The sequence below is a fragment of the Catalinimonas alkaloidigena genome (assembly GCF_900100765.1).
In the GTDB taxonomy this organism is placed as follows: Bacteria; Bacteroidota; Bacteroidia; order Cytophagales; family Flexibacteraceae; genus Mooreia; species Mooreia alkaloidigena.
The window spans coordinates 112,947-130,764 of the sequence record NZ_FNFO01000003.1; the positions used below are offsets into that span (position 1 = coordinate 112,947).

At 53.8% G+C, this 17,818-nt stretch carries 14 protein-coding genes; 7 read left to right on the forward strand and 7 right to left on the reverse strand.

Translation table 11 applies throughout. The annotated features are described in order from the left end of the window. Positions 1 to 93: 93 nt before the first annotated feature. Both BLR44_RS07620 and BLR44_RS07625 read left to right on the forward strand, forming a co-directional pair. Positions 94 to 321 (forward strand): hypothetical protein, encoded by a 228-nt coding sequence (locus BLR44_RS07620; RefSeq protein ID WP_089680967.1) that lies wholly within the window; start codon positions 94 to 96, stop codon positions 319 to 321. Positions 322 to 497: 176 nt separating this feature from the next. Beyond that, complete coding sequence (locus tag BLR44_RS07625) at positions 498 to 1,052, forward strand: DUF2911 domain-containing protein (protein WP_089680969.1); 555 nt, start codon at positions 498 to 500, stop codon at positions 1,050 to 1,052. A 72-nt stretch (positions 1,053 to 1,124) separates the two neighbouring features. Here BLR44_RS07625 and BLR44_RS07630 read toward each other — a convergent pair whose 3' ends face one another. Then, entirely contained in the window at positions 1,125 to 2,126 is a 1,002-nt protein-coding gene (locus tag BLR44_RS07630) for a PhoH family protein (RefSeq protein ID WP_089680970.1), read from the reverse strand. 225 nt (positions 2,127 to 2,351) lie between these two features. Here BLR44_RS07630 and BLR44_RS07635 point away from each other — a divergent pair, with 225 nt between their 5' ends. Then, entirely contained in the window at positions 2,352 to 2,648 is a 297-nt protein-coding gene (locus BLR44_RS07635) for a putative quinol monooxygenase (protein ID WP_089680972.1), read from the forward strand. Here the strand turns inward: BLR44_RS07635 and BLR44_RS07640 are convergent. The 4 genes from BLR44_RS07640 to BLR44_RS07655 form a co-directional block, all read right to left on the reverse strand. Further along, positions 2,641 to 8,892, reverse strand: a complete 6,252-nt coding sequence (locus BLR44_RS07640; protein WP_089680975.1) for a PAS domain S-box protein — start codon at positions 8,890 to 8,892, stop codon at positions 2,641 to 2,643. The two genes, BLR44_RS07635 and BLR44_RS07640, sit on opposite strands and share 8 nt — an antisense overlap. Before the next feature lie 384 nt (positions 8,893 to 9,276). Next, the gene (locus BLR44_RS07645) at positions 9,277 to 9,786 is read right to left on the reverse strand and encodes an AAA family ATPase (protein WP_089680977.1); all 510 of its coding nucleotides are present in this window, start codon (positions 9,784 to 9,786) and stop codon (positions 9,277 to 9,279) included. Beyond that, positions 9,783 to 10,373 (reverse strand): nicotinamide riboside transporter PnuC, encoded by a 591-nt coding sequence (gene pnuC / locus BLR44_RS07650; RefSeq protein ID WP_089680979.1) that lies wholly within the window; start codon positions 10,371 to 10,373, stop codon positions 9,783 to 9,785. Before pnuC ends, BLR44_RS07645 begins: the two co-directional genes overlap by 4 nt. Further along, on the reverse strand, positions 10,373 to 11,155 hold the full coding sequence (locus BLR44_RS07655) for a DeoR/GlpR family DNA-binding transcription regulator (RefSeq protein ID WP_089680981.1): 783 nt from the start codon (positions 11,153 to 11,155) through the stop codon (positions 10,373 to 10,375). The genes pnuC and BLR44_RS07655 overlap by 1 nt, the downstream gene beginning before the upstream one ends. Before the next feature lie 50 nt (positions 11,156 to 11,205). Here BLR44_RS07655 and BLR44_RS07660 point away from each other — a divergent pair, with 50 nt between their 5' ends. Together BLR44_RS07660 and BLR44_RS07665 are read left to right on the forward strand one after the other, a co-directional pair. Then, entirely contained in the window at positions 11,206 to 11,730 is a 525-nt protein-coding gene (locus tag BLR44_RS07660) for a 5' nucleotidase, NT5C type (protein ID WP_089680982.1), read from the forward strand. 479 nt (positions 11,731 to 12,209) lie between these two features. Further along, on the forward strand, positions 12,210 to 12,611 hold the full coding sequence (locus tag BLR44_RS07665; protein ID WP_089680983.1) for a hypothetical protein: 402 nt from the start codon (positions 12,210 to 12,212) through the stop codon (positions 12,609 to 12,611). A gap of 9 nt (positions 12,612 to 12,620) precedes the next feature. Here BLR44_RS07665 and BLR44_RS07670 read toward each other — a convergent pair whose 3' ends face one another. Next, the gene (locus tag BLR44_RS07670) at positions 12,621 to 14,984 is read right to left on the reverse strand and encodes an NADP-dependent malic enzyme (RefSeq protein WP_089680985.1); all 2,364 of its coding nucleotides are present in this window, start codon (positions 14,982 to 14,984) and stop codon (positions 12,621 to 12,623) included. 59 nt (positions 14,985 to 15,043) lie between these two features. After that, positions 15,044 to 16,123, reverse strand: coding sequence for a DUF4837 family protein (locus BLR44_RS07675; RefSeq protein ID WP_176955941.1), 1,080 nt, complete (start codon positions 16,121 to 16,123; stop codon positions 15,044 to 15,046). Positions 16,124 to 16,305: 182 nt separating this feature from the next. On the opposite strand from BLR44_RS07675, the gene nusB reads away from it, so the two are divergent. Next, positions 16,306 to 17,505, forward strand: a complete 1,200-nt coding sequence (nusB, locus tag BLR44_RS07680; RefSeq protein WP_176955942.1) for a transcription antitermination factor NusB — start codon at positions 16,306 to 16,308, stop codon at positions 17,503 to 17,505. Between the two features lie 7 nt (positions 17,506 to 17,512). Beyond that, positions 17,513 to 17,815: a YtxH domain-containing protein gene (locus BLR44_RS07685; protein WP_089680991.1), complete on the forward strand. Its 303-nt coding sequence runs from the start codon at positions 17,513 to 17,515 to the stop codon at positions 17,813 to 17,815. Positions 17,816 to 17,818 lie beyond the last annotated feature (3 nt).

Here is a 17,818-nt window from a genome sequence, read left to right on the forward strand (position 1 = left end):
GTTTTAGCATATATTTGCGACGCCTACGCTCGATCCCACCATTTGCTCCACCACTTGTCAGGTTCATTACAGTAGTTGGCTAACCCCATAGTTATGACGGCTAAAAAGCGCACGGATGTGTCTTTTGTACTTAAGGTTTTAACGCTTTTCTTCTTGCTAGCGCTCGGCATGTGGAAGAACCAAGATTTAAAATCAGATACTACACTCTCTCAGGAAGGGGATCTGTTTCATCCCTTTGACTTGCAGACTTCTGCCCCTGCTGATGCAATATACGGCGAAGTTACAGCAACTGCCGGTACTGCATCGCCCACACTAGAGTAGGTTCCCTCTCCTGGCGTCCACACAACGCCACTTGCCTTTCCCGGAATTTCACTCCCGCTACGGAACGGTCTGCCGCGGTAGAATAGCACGAAATTCGGATTGTGATGCTTGCCTCAACAGGTTAGGCAGTATTTTTGTAAGTCCTAATGCTTTATCACTCACAATCCGCTGAATTCATGAAAAGAGCGCTGCTTCCGTTTGTTATTCTATCCCTCTTTTGCATAGCCCACCTCTCGGCACAAAGCATCAACCCCAAGTCGCGGGTCAGTCAGATCGCGCTGGCGACGTATAAAAGTCCTGAAGGCTACTTGAAGATTCATTACGGTCAACCTTACCGGAAAGACCGGGCCATTTTCGGGGCGTTGGTGCCTTACCACCAGGTATGGCGAACCGGTGCTAACGAGGCGACCGAGCTGACCACTACGTCCGACCTGCTCATTGGCAACAAAGAGCTTAAGGCAGGCACCTACTCGGTCTACACCATTCCGCAACCCAACCGGTGGACGATCATCCTGAACAGCGATTTAGGGGCCTGGGGGGCGTATGAATATACTCCTAAAAAAGATGTCTTGCGTTTCGAAGTTCCTGTGGGCCATACGCCGGAAACCTACGAGGCCTTTACCATCAACATTCTGGGTGATGGGCCCGAAGCGGAGATCCAAATGATGTGGGAGCAGACATTTGTGAGCATCCCGGTAAAAATTCTGGGAGCAACTGCCTCCGCTCCCTGACACGCCATTTTACCTTGTTAATCGAAAAAGCCCGCTGCAGAACTGCAGCGGGCTTTTTCGATTACGTAACGGTTATTCGACCGGTGTGCTTTTGGGCAACGGCTTGGGGCGGGGCTTCTCCGGGTTGTCTTGCCCTTCGGCGGCCCGGTCGTAGGCTTCGATGATCCGCTTGACGAGCCGGTGCCGTACAACATCCTCGCCATCCAGATGGACGAACGAAATGCCTTTGACATCTTTCAGGATGTGAAGCGCCTCCAGCAACCCCGATTTCTGCTGCCGCGGCAAGTCGACCTGCGAGGCATCACCCGTAATGATCGCCTTTGAGTTAGGACCCATCCGCGTCAGAAACATCTTGATTTGCATCGGCGTTGTGTTCTGCGCCTCGTCGAGCAGAATGAAAGCGTTGTGCAGCGTTCGGCCGCGCATGTACGCCAGGGGGGCAATTTCAATCACCCGGTTCTCCTGATAGTACTTGAGCTTTTCGGCAGGCACCATGTCGTCCAGGGCATCGTAGATGGGGCGCAGGTAGGGGTCGATTTTTTCTTTCATATCACCCGGCAGAAAACCCAGATTTTCGCCCGCTTCAACGGCGGGCCGCGTGATGATGATCTTCTTCACCTCCTTATTTTTCAGCGCGCGCACGGCCATGGCCACCGAGATGTACGTCTTGCCGGTACCGGCCGGCCCCACGGCAAACACCAGATCGTGGCGGCGTACCGCTTCGACCAACTTTTGTTGATTGACCGTTTTGGGTTTGATGATGACGCCTTTGGTACCGTAGATAATGGTATCTTCCAACAACTCATTTTCGATGCGCTCTTCGTCCCGGCGGATGTAGCTCTGGACATTTTCCTGGGTCAGGCGTCCAAAGTGATTGTAGTGTTCGAGCAACGCATTCAGGATGTCGTTGATCTTCATAATCTCGGGTGCGGTACCCTTGATACGAATTTCGTTTCCTCGCGAGATAATCTTGCTTTGAGGAAACGCGGACGCAATTTCGTTGATGTTCTGGTTGGCAACACCCAAGAAGTCCACCAGCGATACATTATCCAGCGTAATGACTTTTTCTACCAAGCGGTTGTGGATTTAAGTGAATATGTTTTACCCTTTGAAACGTTGCAAGAAATTAGAAAAATTCCCCACCATAATCAAAAGCCTACGTCAGTAATTACGCGACCGGCCGCAAATAGGTAATTTCATCTTTACGAAGTTTTATAAATTCTCTTTTATTTGATGTTGTGGCATGACAAGAGGGCATCAGCATAGGCCCTTTTCCACACTACCCCTAATCCTAACCGCATGGTAATTCGCATTGTACGGCTGGTTTTTCGTGAAGATAGCGTCGAGGAATTTCTCCGGATTTTTCAGCGTACCTCTCCCCATATTCGTCATTTCGAAGGGTGCCAGCACCTGGAGCTGCTACACGATTGCACCCATCCGCATGTGTACTACACGTATAGCTACTGGGAGTCGGAAGCGGCCCTGGAGCAGTACCGGCATTCGCCCCTCTTCAAGCAAACCTGGGCAGAGACCCGTCAGCTTTTCGGCGGCAGGCCCTCAGCACATTCGGTACAGCGCGTCACGCAGGTTACCTAAGCACTTCCCGCACAGCCGGCTCAGACGTCGGGGTAGTTTGTGGCGTTAAGTTGGGCAGTTTGATTTTGAACGCCGTGCCCACGCCTGGCGTAGACGTGACGACGATCTGTCCCTTGAGTTTTTCGATCACCTGCTTGGTGATGTAAAGCCCCAGACCCGAGCCGTACGACTCTTCCGAAGCGCGGAAAAACATCTCGAAAATGCGGTCGAGGTGTTTCTGGTCGATGCCTTTCCCGTTGTCTTCCACCACGATCTGGGCATACTCCTGCTTTTGGTTGACCATCACTTTCACGAACGAATCGGGGGCCGTTACTTTCTGGTACTTCACCGCGTTGGACACCAGGTTTTGCATCACAATGGCCAGGCGCCTCGGGTCAGAATAAAAATCGTATTCGCGGTTCACTTCCACGGTGCATTGGATCTTGTCCGCGTGGTCCATGTACCGCAGATTTTCGACCGTATCGTTCAGCAAGTGTTCGAAATCAATCCGTTCGGCTTTTACTTCCAGGCGGGTATTCCGGGAGAAGTTCGTCAGATCGATGATGAAGGTATCGAGTTTATTGACCGACTTTTCGATGAGATTCAGGAACTTGAGTCGTTCTTCCGCGTTATCCTCAATCTTCGAAATATTCAGCAATCCCAGGATAGAACGTAGCGGCGCCCGCAAGTCGTGAGAAGCCCGGTACACAAAGCTATCCAGCTCGAAGTTGGTCCGCTTCAGTTCGTCTTCCCATATTTTTCGTTGGGTGATGTCGTGCCCGAACACCGTCAGGCCGCTAATCTCTCCCTCTTTCGAGAAAATCGGGTTAAAGGAAATTTCCAGGTCGATGCTTCGCGTCGGCAGCTCGTAATGAAACTCTTTTTGCATCGTTTCGCCGGCCAGCGTCCGCGTGAAAATCTTCTTCCAACTGTTGAAATAAAGCGGCGGAATGTATTCGCCCAAGTTTTTACCTTTCTCCAACTCCACGCCAAACCCCACCTGACAGAGCTCCTGGAAAGGCGTATTCAGCGTCATGATGTTGAAGCTACTGTCGAGGGAGTAGATGATATCCGAGGTGTTTTCGATCAGCGCGCTCAGGTTGGCCTCGTTGTGCCGCAGTTCCAGCTCGGCCTGCTTGCGTTTCGAAATATCTTTGGCAAACACGCTGACGCCTGCAACCGCCTCGTTGCTCCCGAAAATGGGGTTGAACGACACTTCAAAGTTCATCACCCGCTCGTCGGCCAGGACGTGGTCAAACTCGATGTAAAAGCGTTCGCCCGCCAAGGCACGTTGGTAATGCTCCTGCCAGAACAAAGTGCTTTTCTGAGAGCTGGCTTCCTGGATGTTGTCGCCCAGTGCGGCTTTTACGCCGTAGACCTCGGGCATAAAGAACTTGCTGGCAATGGTATTGAGGGCGATCAGTTCGTAGTGATGGTTGATTGCCCAAATGCTGTCGGTAGTGTTCTCGATGAGCGCACTCAGGTTGGCCTGGCTTTCGGTCAGTGCCTGCATGGTCGAGATCCGTTCCAGTTCTGCGGCAGCCCGGATCGAGAAGATTTTCAAGATCGATTCGGCAATCTGGCTGTTGAACAGGGGTTTGCTGTCTTCTACATAAAGTACGCCCACCGCACGACGGCGGCTGTCCAGCAACTGAATGCCCATAAAGGTGCGAATCGTATCCGCTACATCCGGTCGGTTTTCCAGCTCTCCGTCACTCATGTAGACAAAGCCCTCCTCCAGGATGGTGCGACAAATGCTGTCGTTTAGTGCAAACTGGTAATTGGGCAACGTCTGCCCATCCCGAAATACTGCCAGCGTCGTTACGTCGGGAGCGCCTTTGGTGACGTCCTCGATCTTCGCAATAACGGCGTTGTTTACTTGCAGGTACGCCGCCAGGTTCTCGACCAGCGAAATAAAGAATTGCTCGCCAATGGCACCCGATACCCCCCGCACAATGTTACGCAAGATTTCCTCGGCCATCTTCCGGTCCGTGATGTCGTTCAGGATGCCGATGAAGTGGGTGAGCTGCTTTTTGTGGTTGTAAACAGGCGACAGATTGAATTCCTGCCACCGCTCCTGTTCGCCGTTGGTTTGATGAAACAGCACACTGCACTCCTCCTGCTGCTGAATGGCCCGGCTCAACAGCGCGAACGCTTCGTTGCGTTCAGAATCGTCGTTCCCCTGATTCAACTGGCGATTCAGGACTTGTAGTAATGGTTCCTGCGCCGTTCCCCGGAATACGCGGTTGCTGTAGATGACCTGGTGCGCAGGAGGACGGGCTTCGGCGATGACAATGCCGTTGTTGCTGGTATCGATGGCGCGCTGCAACAACCGAAGGTTTTCCTGTTGCAGGTACCGCTCCGTGACCTCACGTGTGTTGACCACGATTCCCTGCACTTCGTCTACGTCGAGCAGATTGCTGAATACCGACTCCACGTAAACATAAGTATCGTCTGCACGGCAGAAACGGTATTCCAGCGTTGAGGTCTCTTCCTTCGCCAGAATTTGCCCGAACAGCTTGTCTAACGTCGCCCGGTCTTCCGGATGCACTAAATCGCGCCAGCATTGCTCGTTCAGCTCCATCGCGTCGTACCCCAGATAACGGTAGGTTGACTCACTGGTGTAGCTCACATATCCCTCTTCGTTCAACACCGTCGTGATGTCGGACGAGTTCTGGACGAGCGAACGGAAGCGGGCTTCGCTCTCGGCCAGAGCCAGTTCGGTATTTTTCCGATCCTGAATGTCGAGTGCCGTGAAACAGATGCTGGTGATTTCTTTGTGCTGATTATATACCGGCAGAAAGCTTACCTCAAGCCACAACTGCGATCCGAAAGGCGTGCTAACCGATTTTTCCAGGGAGATGTAGCGCCCGCGCGCCGCCTCCTGAAACCGCTTTTTGAAGCCGTCGGTCCACTCCGGCATCAGGTATTCCAACACCGAGTGACCAGGTTCCGGCGACTTGCCGGTGAGGGAGTAGGCCAGTTGGCGTGCCGTTTTGTTGAACGTCTGCACCCGGTACGAATTATCGAGGAGCACAAAGGCCTGGATGGTGGTTTCGAAGATGGCCTTCAGGTTGGCTTCCGAACGCGATAGCGCGCGCTCAATGCGACGGCGGTCGGTAATGTCGCGCGAATTGACCACAATGCCCCCTACATCGGGGTTGTGCAGCAGGTTTTTTACGCTGCCGTCGAAATACCGCCACTCGCCGTTTTTGTGACGCAATCCAATCTCGATGTGATGAATTTCTTCCGGATCGTGAACGTGAGTTTCCAGTACGGTCCGCAGTTCTTCCTGGCTGTCCGCATCCATGAAACTGTACAGCCGTTCGCCCATCATCTCTTCCAGATCGTATCCCAACAGGGAGGTAACCGAGGGGCTTTCGTATAAGATCTCGCCGTCGGCTTTTAGCAACGTCACCAGATCGGTAGAGTGCTGAATGAGGGACTTGTAGTAAGCTTCGCTCTTCCGTACCGCCTCCTCGGCCTTCCGCTGCTCGGTCACGTCGTTGATCATCGCGATGACCAGGTCACTTTCGTTTGCCTGAATGCGCTCAAACGACGTGTTGACGTAACGTAAATCTCCCTGCTCTGCCACAAAGGCCATCGGGTAGTTGAGCACGGTGCGCCCTTTGCGAAGCTGCCGGTAAATTTCGTCGCGCTGCGCCTGATCGCTCCAGAAACTCAACCGGTTGCTGGGTCGACCCAGCAGCTGCTCGCGGGTATAGCCCGTGAGGCGCAAAAAGCTATCGTTGGCATCGACCAGCAAATCGGTCTGGAAGTCCGAAATCAGGATGGCCGTCGGGTTGGCAGTAAATACTTTCCGGAAACGCTCTTCGTATTCGCGAAGCGAACGTTCGGCCAGGCGCTGTTGAGTAACTTCTCGGAGCACGTAAAGCGTCCCGTAGACCTTGCCGCGCTTGTCTTTCAGGGCCGTAGCCATCGTTTCGGCAATACCTCCCTGCTGGTCTTTCGTAATAAACTCGACTTCGTCCGGCAGCCCCACGGCCGAAGTTTGCGACAACGGACTTGGGGCCGAATGTTGCAGAAAGCCAAGATCTTTGCCGATGGCTTCTTCTTTAGAATAGCCAAACAGACGTTGCGCAGAAGGACTCCACTCCTGAATGCGGTTAGCGGGGTCGGTGATGATAACCGCATCGTTAATTTTTTCGAACGTGAGTGCCTGTTTATAGAGGCTTTCGTAATCGCTCTCCCGTTCTACGGCTAGTCCAATCAAACTACAGGTCACATCGACCAGGGGCAATACATTGGGCTGGCGGCGCTGAGGGCTGGTATAATACAGATCGAGCGTAGCGATCACGCGGCCGCGGTAATCCAACACCGGCGTAGAGCCACAAGCCCGTAGCGAATGCTTTAGGGCCAGGGTCCGTACCTCTTGCCAAGCTGGGTCTTCTGCGATGTCGTGCGTCCAGACCGCTTCTTTGCGCACCGTGGCCATACCCCAGCTTTCTTGCGCCGTTGTTGCACAGCGCCCGACCATCGCCTGTTGGTAGTCCGACGGCAGGCTAGCACCAACGGTACGGCTGACGCACCCTTCGTTTAATAGCGTTACGGCCGGAATAACCCCCTCCTCGGTCTCTTCGATTCGCTGACAGATCTGTTCCAGAATCACGTCCAGGGCATTGCCGCGCGCTACCATTTCCAAGACGTCGCGTTGCAGGTTGACCAGCGTCTGAGCATTTCGTTCGGGCGTTACGTCGCGCAACACGCCCAGGTGCAACCCCGGCAAAAAGTGCGACTGCGCCTTTAGCTCGACATACCGCCGCTGCCCATCGGGCCGGCGAAAATCGAACGTGCGGGTCATGTCAGCCTTTTGTGACAGTTCCTGCCACAGATGCTCGAATTTTTCCTGAGGGCAGGAAGGAAACAACGAATACAGCGGCTGCCCGATCAGCTCTTCGATGGGGCTGTCGTACAAGCGCGCCGTGGCCCGGTTGGCGTCTTGCAATACGCCCTGGTCGTCGACGACCACAATCGACTCGTTGGTGTTTTCAAACAAGCTGCGGTAACGAACTTCGCTTTTACGCAGGGCCTCTTCGGCCATAATTTTGGCGGTGATGTCCGTCGCCACAACCAGACGGGCTTTCCGACCCTCGAATTGTTGCGGCTGGCTATTTACATCCACGTAGATGCTGGTCCCGTCTTTCCGAAGCTGTTGCCACACGCGCGAAAGGGTACCGGCGCCGTCGATCGTCTTTAAGCTTTCCTGTAGCGCTTCCACTTCGCCCGGAGAACAGATATCCACGATGCGCATGCTGAGGAATTCTTCCTCCGTGTAGCCGTAGACTTGTTGTGCGACCCAGTTCACCGCCAGGAAACGTAATGTTTTGATGTCGTAAATCCACATCGGGAGCGGGCTGTCGGCAAACAGCAACTTGTATTGACGCTCCGAGTTTTCCAGTACTTGCCGTGCTTTGCGCTGCTCGGTTACGTCGCGGCGCAAACCAAAATGGCCCACAATGTGGCCTTCAGGATTGTAAATGCAGCTGTACTCTCCCTCTACCCAAATGCCATGCTCCTGGTTAATCTGCTGGTAAAACTCTGTTTTCAGCGTTCCGCTTTCGTACAGTCGCAACAGGTGCTGCCGCCCCAACTCCGGGTTGAACGCAAAAATATGGTGGTACCGCAGGGTGATTAACTCTTCCTGCGACCGACCGTACTGCCGCGACATCACCTCGTTTACCTGCGTAAAATGTAACGTATGGAAAGCCCGCTCTACCAACTGCCGCTTCTCGGTCGTAGTGGCATCGCGCCAGTTGATCGGCTCGTCGAGCTCCATGAAGAATGCAGCGTCGAGCGACTGTGAGAAGAACAGACGCATCAGGTTCAGCGACTCACGCACCTGTTTTTCGCCTTCGCGCAGGCGAATGTCCACGCTATGCTTGTGCATTACCGTGCGAATCGTCAGATCCAGCTCCCGGTCCTGGCACGGTTTGAGGATGTAGCCGAAAGGATCGGAAAGCTTGGCGCGCTGAAAAGTGCTTTCGTCTGCAAACGCCGTCAGGTAAATCACCGGAATCTGTATCTCGCGGTGGATCAGTTCAGCCGTCTCGATGCCATCGAGGTCCCCGTCGATCATAATGTCCATCAGGATGACATCCGGCTGCTTGTCGCGTACCGATTGCAAAGCCGCATCGCTGTTGGAAACGGTTCCGGTAACCACATACCCCATGTTGCGAAGTCTCATCTCAAGGTCTTTTGAGATAATCATTTCATCTTCAACAATGAGCACTTTAATCGACGGCATATTGTTTTGCTCGGTCAGGTGTGATTTGCAAATTCTTTCACAGGGGAAGACCAGAGGAGTCCATGGAAGTGGTCCTGCGGGTTAGATGATCCAATACTGCTAGGGTCGATGTCCCTCCCTAAAAGTGAAAATCAAGCTTTAAAGCGAGTCGTTGTATTACCTTGCAGTTTACACATTTTCTCAAAATAGGTAAAACATTCAGAAAATGAACTTATTACGACGGGAATGTAAGAGTTGCGCCCTTCGTGCCATGAAGTTGCTCCACAAACACGTCGCAACGAAAGCAAAAGTTAGCAAAAAGTAACATCCTGTTCTACAAATAGCGGAATTTAGCCTTCAAAATTACAATCTACTTATAGAAAGTAAAAAGTGTTACGCTGCTTCTTAAAGTAAAGCGTCGATCAGACGAATGGCGTGCTCATAACGCTCGTGCGCAGTGCCCGAAATCACTTGGTAGGGCCGTTTTTGGCCCTCAAGCTCACGTTGGTACCACTCAAAAAAATAATTGCGCAGGTGGGGATGCTCTCGTTGTGGATCGGCTTCCCAGGGCAGATCGACGTGCATCAAAAGCTGTAAATCATACATGTGTGCTGTATCATACTCGGCAACCCACCGGGGCGATGTACGATATGCATGCTCCATCCATATTTTTATGACCAGCAGATTGGTATCGCACACCAGCACGCGATTGGCGAGCGGCGCCAGGGCAGCTTCTAACGCCATCTGTCCACGCCCTATGCGTGCGACATCCTGCTGCGTGTAAGGTCGCCCAGTGCGTGCCAGGTACTCGCGGGCGTACTCGGGCACCCAGACGGTCTGGTAATGTGCCGCCAACTGAGCGGCCAACGTGCTTTTTCCGGTAGATTCCGGTCCGACGAGCGCTACCCGAATCATGCGTTCACGGTTCGGTGGACCAACGCCTTGCGCCAGGAACGATACCCGAACCAGGCCAGGCCGATGAGTAGGGCGTATAAAACGAGCGTTGGGTAGAGTCCTTTGTAATAATAAACGCCGACGTAGACCACATCGACACCCAGCCATACCAGCCAGTTTTCCAGGTACTTGCGCGCCAACATCCATTGGGCAATCAGACTGACGGCCGTGGTGCCCGCATCGAAATACGGCAGATCGGCATCAGTGAAGCGCCTCAGCAGATAGCCCGCCAGACCTGTTGTTACTACCGCAATTCCGACAAGCCACGGCCAGAATCGCGACGGCATCCATGAAGGCAGCAGCGGCGTTTGAGCTTTCCCGCCAAACCGCCACGCGTACCAACCGTACCCGCTGAGCGTCATAAAAAACACTTGCAGTACCATATCCGCATAAAGCCGCACGTCAAAGAAAACGACGGCATACAACCCGGACGCCACAATGGCCAGCGGCCACGACCACAGACTTTGCCGGGTGCCCAGCCAGATGCCCATAATGCTTATCACGGCTGCCACGATCTCAAGCCCTGACATGCCCAACCAATTTTCCATCAAAGTAGCGTTACGTTTCCTGCTGCGTACGCTTTTTGCTGCGCCGCCGATAACGCCGGCTCGGCAATCAACGTATCGAGCGAATCATACGGACAAACGATGTAATGCGACGCGGTATCCAGTTTTTCGTGTGTAGCCAACAGTAACGTCCGTGCGCTGCACGCAACCATTTTTCGCTTCAGTTGCGCCTCCTCTCGGTCGGGCACGCTGACCCCTACGTCGGGATGGACGCTGCAGGCTCCTAACAAGCAAATGGTTGCCCGAACGTCGTCCAGCATGCGGATTGCTTCCGACCCCACCATCACCTGTGCCTGCTTAAACACCCGCCCTCCCAAGATTACCAGCTCAATCCGGGGTCGGGTCATCAACTCCTGCGCAATGGGGACACTGTTGGTGAAGATAGTTGCCTGAAAGTCAGCGGGTAGCGCTTTGGCAACGGCCAAGTTGGTAGTACCACCATCCAGCAGGATCAGCGTATCGGATTCCAAGAAAGGCAGTGCTTTTTGAGCCAGGCGACTTTTTTCGGGTTGTGCAAATTGCAAACGCTCCGCATAGAGCAGTGGCGACGTAGGCAGCGGAATGGCCCCGCCGTGTACTTTCCGCAACAGTCCCTGTTCGGCCAGTTCGTGCAGATCACGCCGAATGGTATCGTCCGATACCTGTAAGGCCTCACTCAGCGCCGTGGAAGTCACGCGTTTTGTTGCACGTAACTGCAATAAAATGTACTGGAGACGTTCTTCGCGTAACAATGCGTTTTTGTGCGTTTTTATTCCGAAACACATTGCAAGTATGCAAAATTGTGCAGACTTTTACCTCGTAACGAGATGAAATTATGAAAAGAATTGCCATCGACATGGACGAAGTGATCGCGGATTCGCACGGGTCCCTGTTGCGTATCTACGAGTCTGAGTTCGGCAAGCGCATCCTTCCCGAAGAAGTGCAGGGACGCTCGTGGGAAGAGTTAGTAGGAGAAGATCATGCCGCGCACATTCGTCGTTACCCCAGTCGTGAAGGTTTTTTCAGGGCGCTTGAGCCCATCGCCGACAGCCAGCAGGTCCTGAAGGCGCTGATGGAACACTACGAAGTTTTCATCGTCTCGGCGGCTACAGAATTTCCGCTCTCCCCGAACGAAAAACTGGCGTGGCTGGCTGAGTACTTTCCTTTTATCAGTTGGCGCAATGTCGTACTCTGTGGTGACAAGAGCATTATTGCCGCGGATTACCTGATCGACGATCACCTCAAAAATCTCCGGACATTCACAGGCACCCCTCTCTTGTTCTCGGCTCCTCATAATTTACGGGTGACCGGCTACGAGCGCCTCCACAGCTGGCAAGACGTCGCAGCACGTTTTCTTTAAGCTTTCTACAACAGAGCGGACTGCGCATCCGGCAAGAAAACGTAGCTTGAGTTTACCGGTGCCACACCGATAACTTTTCACACCCTGCCTTCAGAAGGTCATTAGAGAAGGCCGCTTCTGCGACGCTGATTCGCCTTGTGGAACGACATGTTGCTTCTTCTCTGCCCCCTGAAGCGCAAAAAAGCCTCTATTCTTCCGTATGCCTCACGTCAGGTATTCTACACCGTGCGCTGGTACAGATTCGCTGCCCTTTCCTCGGTATTGGACAATCCCGCGCGAACCCTTGCCTGATACAGGCCAGATTCATGCTTAATTGACTTTTCGGCTAGTGCCAAACAGGAAGGTTTCAGGAAAAGAGGCCCAATCATAGTACACTTCTTACATAAGTATTTAAAGCGCTGCCTTCCGCGTTTCTATGGCCTGATTCTACTCTACCTTGCATAAGCAGTGCAAAACACCTGCCCCAAAGAGATCTGGTTATGAATCAAACTATTACACAGGAGAAATTACGCAAGCTGCTTTCACCGGATAATGCTTACCTCTCACTGCTGGCCTGGGAAACCGAGCAGTATTATGAACTAACCAACAAAGCCCTTTACAACGAATTTGTGCCCTTTTCCGGCGAGTACCCGGAAACCGTACGTCCTGCACCTTTCTGGGCGAAAAAAGCGGGCATGGACTGCATGATCCAGGAATCGTACGTTGCCGAAGAACAGCGCTCGCTGAAAGTGGCGGCTGCCAAGTGTAAACTGATTCTGATGTTGCGCACTGAGAAGCGCATCTCCGACGACATGCGCAACACCCTGATCAAGATTGTCGAATCCAACGACAATGCAGGCATGCGCGCCGTAGTCGAAATCATCGAAGCTTTGCGACTTTAAGCGTAATCTTTATTTATCCTTAAGCGCTGTTTCCGGTTGCCGCGCCGTTTTGCGGACCTCCCCTTTTCCATTTCCCTCACCCGATAGCGACTTCTGCCGCGCCTGTTCGTACTGCGCGTCAGCTACAGCAATGGCAGCCATGTTCACGATTTCGCGAACCGAGCTTCCGAGCTGAAGAATGTGGACCGGTTTCTGCATCCCGATCAAAATCGGGCCGATTACATCGGCTCCCCCCATTTCCTGCAAAAGTTTATAGGCGATATTTCCGGAAGCCAGATCCGGGAAAATCAACGTATTGGCTCCGGTTTCGGCCAGACAACTGAACGGGTAATTTTCCCGCTGCAGGTCAGTGTTCAGCGCGATGTTTGCCTGCATCTCTCCTTCGATCTGCAGATCGGGATATTTTTCCTGAGCCAACTGCGTGGCAAACGCCATTTTTTCGGGCACGTAGCCGGGCGCCGAACCAAAGTTAGAATACGAAAGCAGCGCAATTCGTGGCTCCGTATCGAAGAACCGCACCGCATTGGCCGTGAGGCCGATGATGTCTACCAACTCTTCGGCCGACGGATTTGCGTTCACGGTGGTATCTGCAAAGAAGTACGCACCACGCGCAGAATTGACGATGTACATACCCGCAACACGGTTCACGTGCTTCTTAACCCCAATGACCTGCAGGGCCGGACGAATCGTCTTTCGGTAGTCTTTGGTGAGTCCTGAGATTAGGACATCGGCTTCGTTCAGCTCCAACATGGCCGCTCCAAAGTAGTTGCGGTCGCGCATCAGCTTTACACTTTCGTCGGGCGTTACACCTTTGCGTTTCCGCTTTTCGTACAGCACGGCACCGTACGTTGTGCAGAGTTCATCTTCTTCCATCGGGTCGATGATGACCGAATCCTCCAGTTCCAGACGGTTTTCCTGGATCAGGTGCGCAATGCGTGTCCGGTTCCCCAGCAAAATGGGCAGCGCGATGCCTTCGTCGATCAGAATCTGCGCGGCTTTCAGGATTTTATAATTATCGGCTTCGGCGAAGATGACCCGCTTCGGAGCGCGCTTGGCCCGGCTCACAATCTGGCTGATCAGTTTCTGCGTACTGCCGACCCGCCCAAGCAACTCCTGATCGTAAGCATCCCAATCGGTGATGTTTCGGCGTGCTACGCCGGTTTCCATCGCGGCTCTGGCCACCGCCGGGGCAACCGTGGTAATCAAGCGTGGGTCCAGTGGCTTGGGAATCAGATAGCCGCGCCCAAAGCCTAGGGTATTGTCTTCGTAAGCACGGTTTACCTGGTCGGGCACAACTTCTTTTGCCAGTTCGGCCAGGGCCTTTACGGCGGCCAGCTTCATTTCTTCGTTGATCTCGGTGGCACTGACATCGAGCGCCCCGCGAAAGATGTAGGGAAATCCCAATACGTTATTGACCTGATTCGGATGGTCGGAACGCCCGGTCGCCATGATCAGATCGGGGCGCGACGACATCGCCAGGTCGTAATTAATCTCCGGCTCGGGATTCGAAAGTGCAAAGACGATCGGATGGGGGGCCATACGCTGCAGATCCTCCGGCTTCACAATGTTACCGGTCGCCAATCCCAGCAGCATGTCGGCTCCGTCCAACGCTTCCTGCAAATTGTGTACGTCGCGGTCGGTCGCAAACTGGTAGCGCACGTCGTCGGGCGGAACGGTATCTTTCCGCAATACGCCGTTGATGTCGATCATCACCAGATTCTCGACACGCACGCCCATGTATACATAAAAACGGGTGCAGGCCATGGCCGCGGCCCCCGCCCCCAACACCACCAGTTTGATCTCGTCGATTTTCTTGCCTACCAGTTCCAGAGCGTTCAGCAAAGCGGCAGACGTGATGATGGCGGTCCCGTGCTGATCGTCGTGCATCACCGGAATGTTCATCTGCTTACGCAGCTGCTGCTCAATGTAAAAACACTCAGGCGCTTTGATGTCTTCCAGGTTAACGGCCCCGAAGGTGGGCTCCAACAGCTTCACCGTACGGATAAACTCATCCGGATCTTGCGAATCGATTTCAATGTCAAATACGTCGATGCCCGCAAATTTCTTGAACAGCACGGCTTTTCCTTCCATAACGGGCTTCGACGCCTGCGCCCCGATGTTGCCCAGCCCCAACACGGCCGTCCCGTTGGAAATTACCCCCACGAGGTTGCCTTTCGAAGTATAGCGGTAGGCGTCTTCCGGACGCTGCGCGATGGCTTTGCACGGCTCTGCCACACCGGGCGAATAGGCCAGCGCGAGGTCGTGTTGCGAACTCAGGGCCTTGGTCGGCACAACCTCGATTTTGCCGGGGCGGGGATGCTCGTGGAAAGCAAGAGCGTCTTCCTTACGTATTTTTCTTTTTGATAGGGCCATGGTGGCGGGAAATGGTTGAAACAAAAGTGCGCAATTCTGTCGGATTCCGCAGGACGAACTCAGGCATCGGGTTGTGACTTCGCCGGCTGGAAGGTTTGCAGCAACGCCTCCATTTCCCGGAGGTATTCCCGTTTGTCCATGTTCGGCGCGTAGATAAATCCTTCGACGTAGTACAGACGCTGCTGCGCATCGTCCACAAACGTGTAACTCAGAAATACGCCCCCCAGACGGTTGTCGTTCATCTTCCAAAGCCCTCGGCTCTCCACGGCATAGCGCCCGTTGAACGTGGTAGTTTCAAAGTCAGGTGGAATGTAGGTCTCCGTGACCATGTACGAGGCCGTATCGTCCGACCCGGTAATGTAGCGCCCCAATTGGTCGCGCCACGCCACCACGCTATCGGGACTGAATTGCGACTCGCTGGTATACTCGCGCCAGCCGATCACAATGCTGCGGTCCAGCACCGCCTCCATGTTGCGAAGCCAGACGAAATTATCGCGCTCCAACGCCAGTTTGTAGTTCTCGGGCAAGCGAATCACAAAACCATAGTCGTTGCGCAACTGCCGCTCCAGCGAGCGATTTTCTTTCTTCAATACGTCGTCGCGAATGCTTTTCAGCTCACTGTTGCGAAAGCGGTTCAGGATGCGCTGCGGATTTTCCTGCAACTGGGCCAACAAATCGGCAGCGGTAGGCGCAAACAGGTACATGACGGTCTGGCCGCGGGCAAACTTGTTCTCTTCCGTCGCCAGAAAGAACGAACTATCGCTGTCGACCCGCTCGCGCACGTCTTTCCCGAAATACGTGCTCATTCGCTGCGACTCGGCACTTTTGTCGTTAAAAACGTGCACAAACACCAAATTGCGGCGTTGCTGCTGAAAGCGATTCGATAAGTCGTAAGGGCTGATGCGCTGGACATAATAGGCCGCCTCGTCGGTAGGCAGTCCGGGCATGGGCTGTTCGAAAATCGTGCGGAGTTGTTTCCCCACAGGGCCATTCCACAAGGTGCTGTCCACCACGAACAACACATCGCCGGCCCGCCCCAGGGCCACAGGTTTGGTTAGATCTGAAGAAGACTCGTCCGTGCTGCACGCCCCCAATACGGCCAGCAGCACGATCCAAAAAGTGATTATCCCGTGTTTCATCATAAAGCAAATTGTTCAATTGCTCAGAACCATCCAAGCTTCCATTTTTCGTACGAAGATAGGCCGGTGGGGTGGCGAAATGGCCAAAGTTTTTGCATTTCTGCCAGAAGCCGCCACCGGTTGGTTATATTTGCAGCGACGCGATGTTTGCCAAAGCATCGCGTCTTAGTTCTTCCTGTACTATGCTGAATCGTCATACCCTGCGCATCAAAGTAATGCAAGCACTCTATGCCTTTCAACAGGCTCGGGTGTCCGATTACCATGCCTCGATCGAACGCATTGACGCCCATTTTGAGCCCGATCCTCTGGCTGCCGATCCGCCCGATCGGGCGGTGATCCACCGTAAGCGTACGTTTTCGGCCGAGGTGTTCGAAACTACTTACCAAGAGCGCCGCCTCGCGGCCCCTTCGCCCGACCGCGAGGGAGAAATTACGCCCGACGTACGCGATGCGGTCATGTCGGCGGTCAACTTTTACCACGAACAGGTAAAACGCGATCGTACGTTTTTACGCAACCAGCTGCTGGCCGACGCACAACACGTGTACGAAGGCTACCTGCGGGTTTTGCAGTTACTGCTCGAACTGGCCGACCTCGTGGGCCAGGAGCAGCAGGCGTTTGAGCGCCGCCGGCTGAAGGGCACGCCGCCCACCCCGGGACAACTGCGCCTGCACCGCAATCCGCTGCTTGAGACGCTGCGTTCCAATGAGGAAATCCGCGCGGCCATGATTCGACACAATATTAGCTGGGCTAACGATCGTTCTTTTGTCAAAGCGCTCTATCGCGACGTGCTGGCCACCAACGAAAAATACCTCCAATACCAGGCGGCTGAAACGGTTTCGGCCGAGGAACACGAAGCCATGGTGCGCCACATCGTAAAAACCGTGATCTTTAAATCGGACATGGCACAGGCGTTTTTCGAAGAATGGGACATCAACTGGGCCGAAAACAGCGAAACGACGCGCAGCATGGTGCTGCGGACACTCAAGTCGCTCGCCGCCCCGGCCGAAGAGGGCGTCTCGGCACTGGCCCCGCTTTCGAGCAATTGGGAAGACGATAGAAGCTTTTTTGTAGCTTTGTACGACACCACGTTGGACCATCGTGAAGCGTTGGAAGCCCTGGTCGCCGGCCGGGTAGAAAACTGGGATATGGAACGGGTCGCGGCCCTGGACAAAATCATTTTGCAAATGGCCCTGGCCGAGATGATCCACTTTCCGTCGATTCCCGTAAAAGTCACGATCAACGAATACATTGAAATTTCAAAAAAGTATAGCACCCCCAAGAGCAAACAATTCGTAAATGGATTACTAGACGTGCTGGCGGCCGAACTTACCGCCAACGGGACTATACGCAAAAGCGGCCGTGGGCTGCTCGATAACCGATAATAACTCTATGAGATACAACGGCATTAAATATTTGCTATTTTTCCTGCTCGGCTCCTGCGCCGGGATGGCGACTGGTGTGTTGTACGCACCAGACAAAGGACGTAACACCCGCGACCGGCTGACGTTCCGGCTCAGCAAATACCGCGACCGTCTGGGCGAGCTGATTCAGCAACTGGAAGCCCAGAAGGACATCCCGGTAAACTCGGCTCGTTCGGAAGGGCAGCGGCTCATCGAAGACACACGCGACCGCGCCGAAGAGCTGCTGAACGACGTAGAAAGCCTTATTGGTCAAATCAAGTCGGGGCGCTAGTTG

Bases quoted from the DNA above. Each gene is read 5' to 3' on its own strand.
- BLR44_RS07620 (WP_089680967.1), top strand. From the start codon at position 94: ATGACGGCTAAAAAGCGCACGGATGTGTCTTTTGTACTTAAGGTTTTA.
- BLR44_RS07625 (WP_089680969.1), top strand. From the start codon at position 498: ATGAAAAGAGCGCTGCTTCCGTTTGTTATTCTATCCCTCTTTTGCATA.
- BLR44_RS07635 (WP_089680972.1), top strand. From the start codon at position 2,352: ATGGTAATTCGCATTGTACGGCTGGTTTTTCGTGAAGATAGCGTCGAG.
- BLR44_RS07640 (WP_089680975.1), bottom strand. From the start codon at position 8,892: ATGCCGTCGATTAAAGTGCTCATTGTTGAAGATGAAATGATTATCTCA.
- BLR44_RS07645 (WP_089680977.1), bottom strand. From the start codon at position 9,786: ATGATTCGGGTAGCGCTCGTCGGACCGGAATCTACCGGAAAAAGCACG.
- pnuC (WP_089680979.1), bottom strand. From the start codon at position 10,373: ATGGAAAATTGGTTGGGCATGTCAGGGCTTGAGATCGTGGCAGCCGTG.
- BLR44_RS07655 (WP_089680981.1), bottom strand. From the start codon at position 11,155: ATGTGTTTCGGAATAAAAACGCACAAAAACGCATTGTTACGCGAAGAA.
- BLR44_RS07660 (WP_089680982.1), top strand. From the start codon at position 11,206: ATGAAAAGAATTGCCATCGACATGGACGAAGTGATCGCGGATTCGCAC.
- BLR44_RS07665 (WP_089680983.1), top strand. From the start codon at position 12,210: ATGAATCAAACTATTACACAGGAGAAATTACGCAAGCTGCTTTCACCG.
- BLR44_RS07670 (WP_089680985.1), bottom strand. From the start codon at position 14,984: ATGGCCCTATCAAAAAGAAAAATACGTAAGGAAGACGCTCTTGCTTTC.
- BLR44_RS07675 (WP_176955941.1), bottom strand. From the start codon at position 16,123: ATGAAACACGGGATAATCACTTTTTGGATCGTGCTGCTGGCCGTATTG.
- nusB (WP_176955942.1), top strand. From the start codon at position 16,306: ATGCTGAATCGTCATACCCTGCGCATCAAAGTAATGCAAGCACTCTAT.
- BLR44_RS07685 (WP_089680991.1), top strand. From the start codon at position 17,513: ATGAGATACAACGGCATTAAATATTTGCTATTTTTCCTGCTCGGCTCC.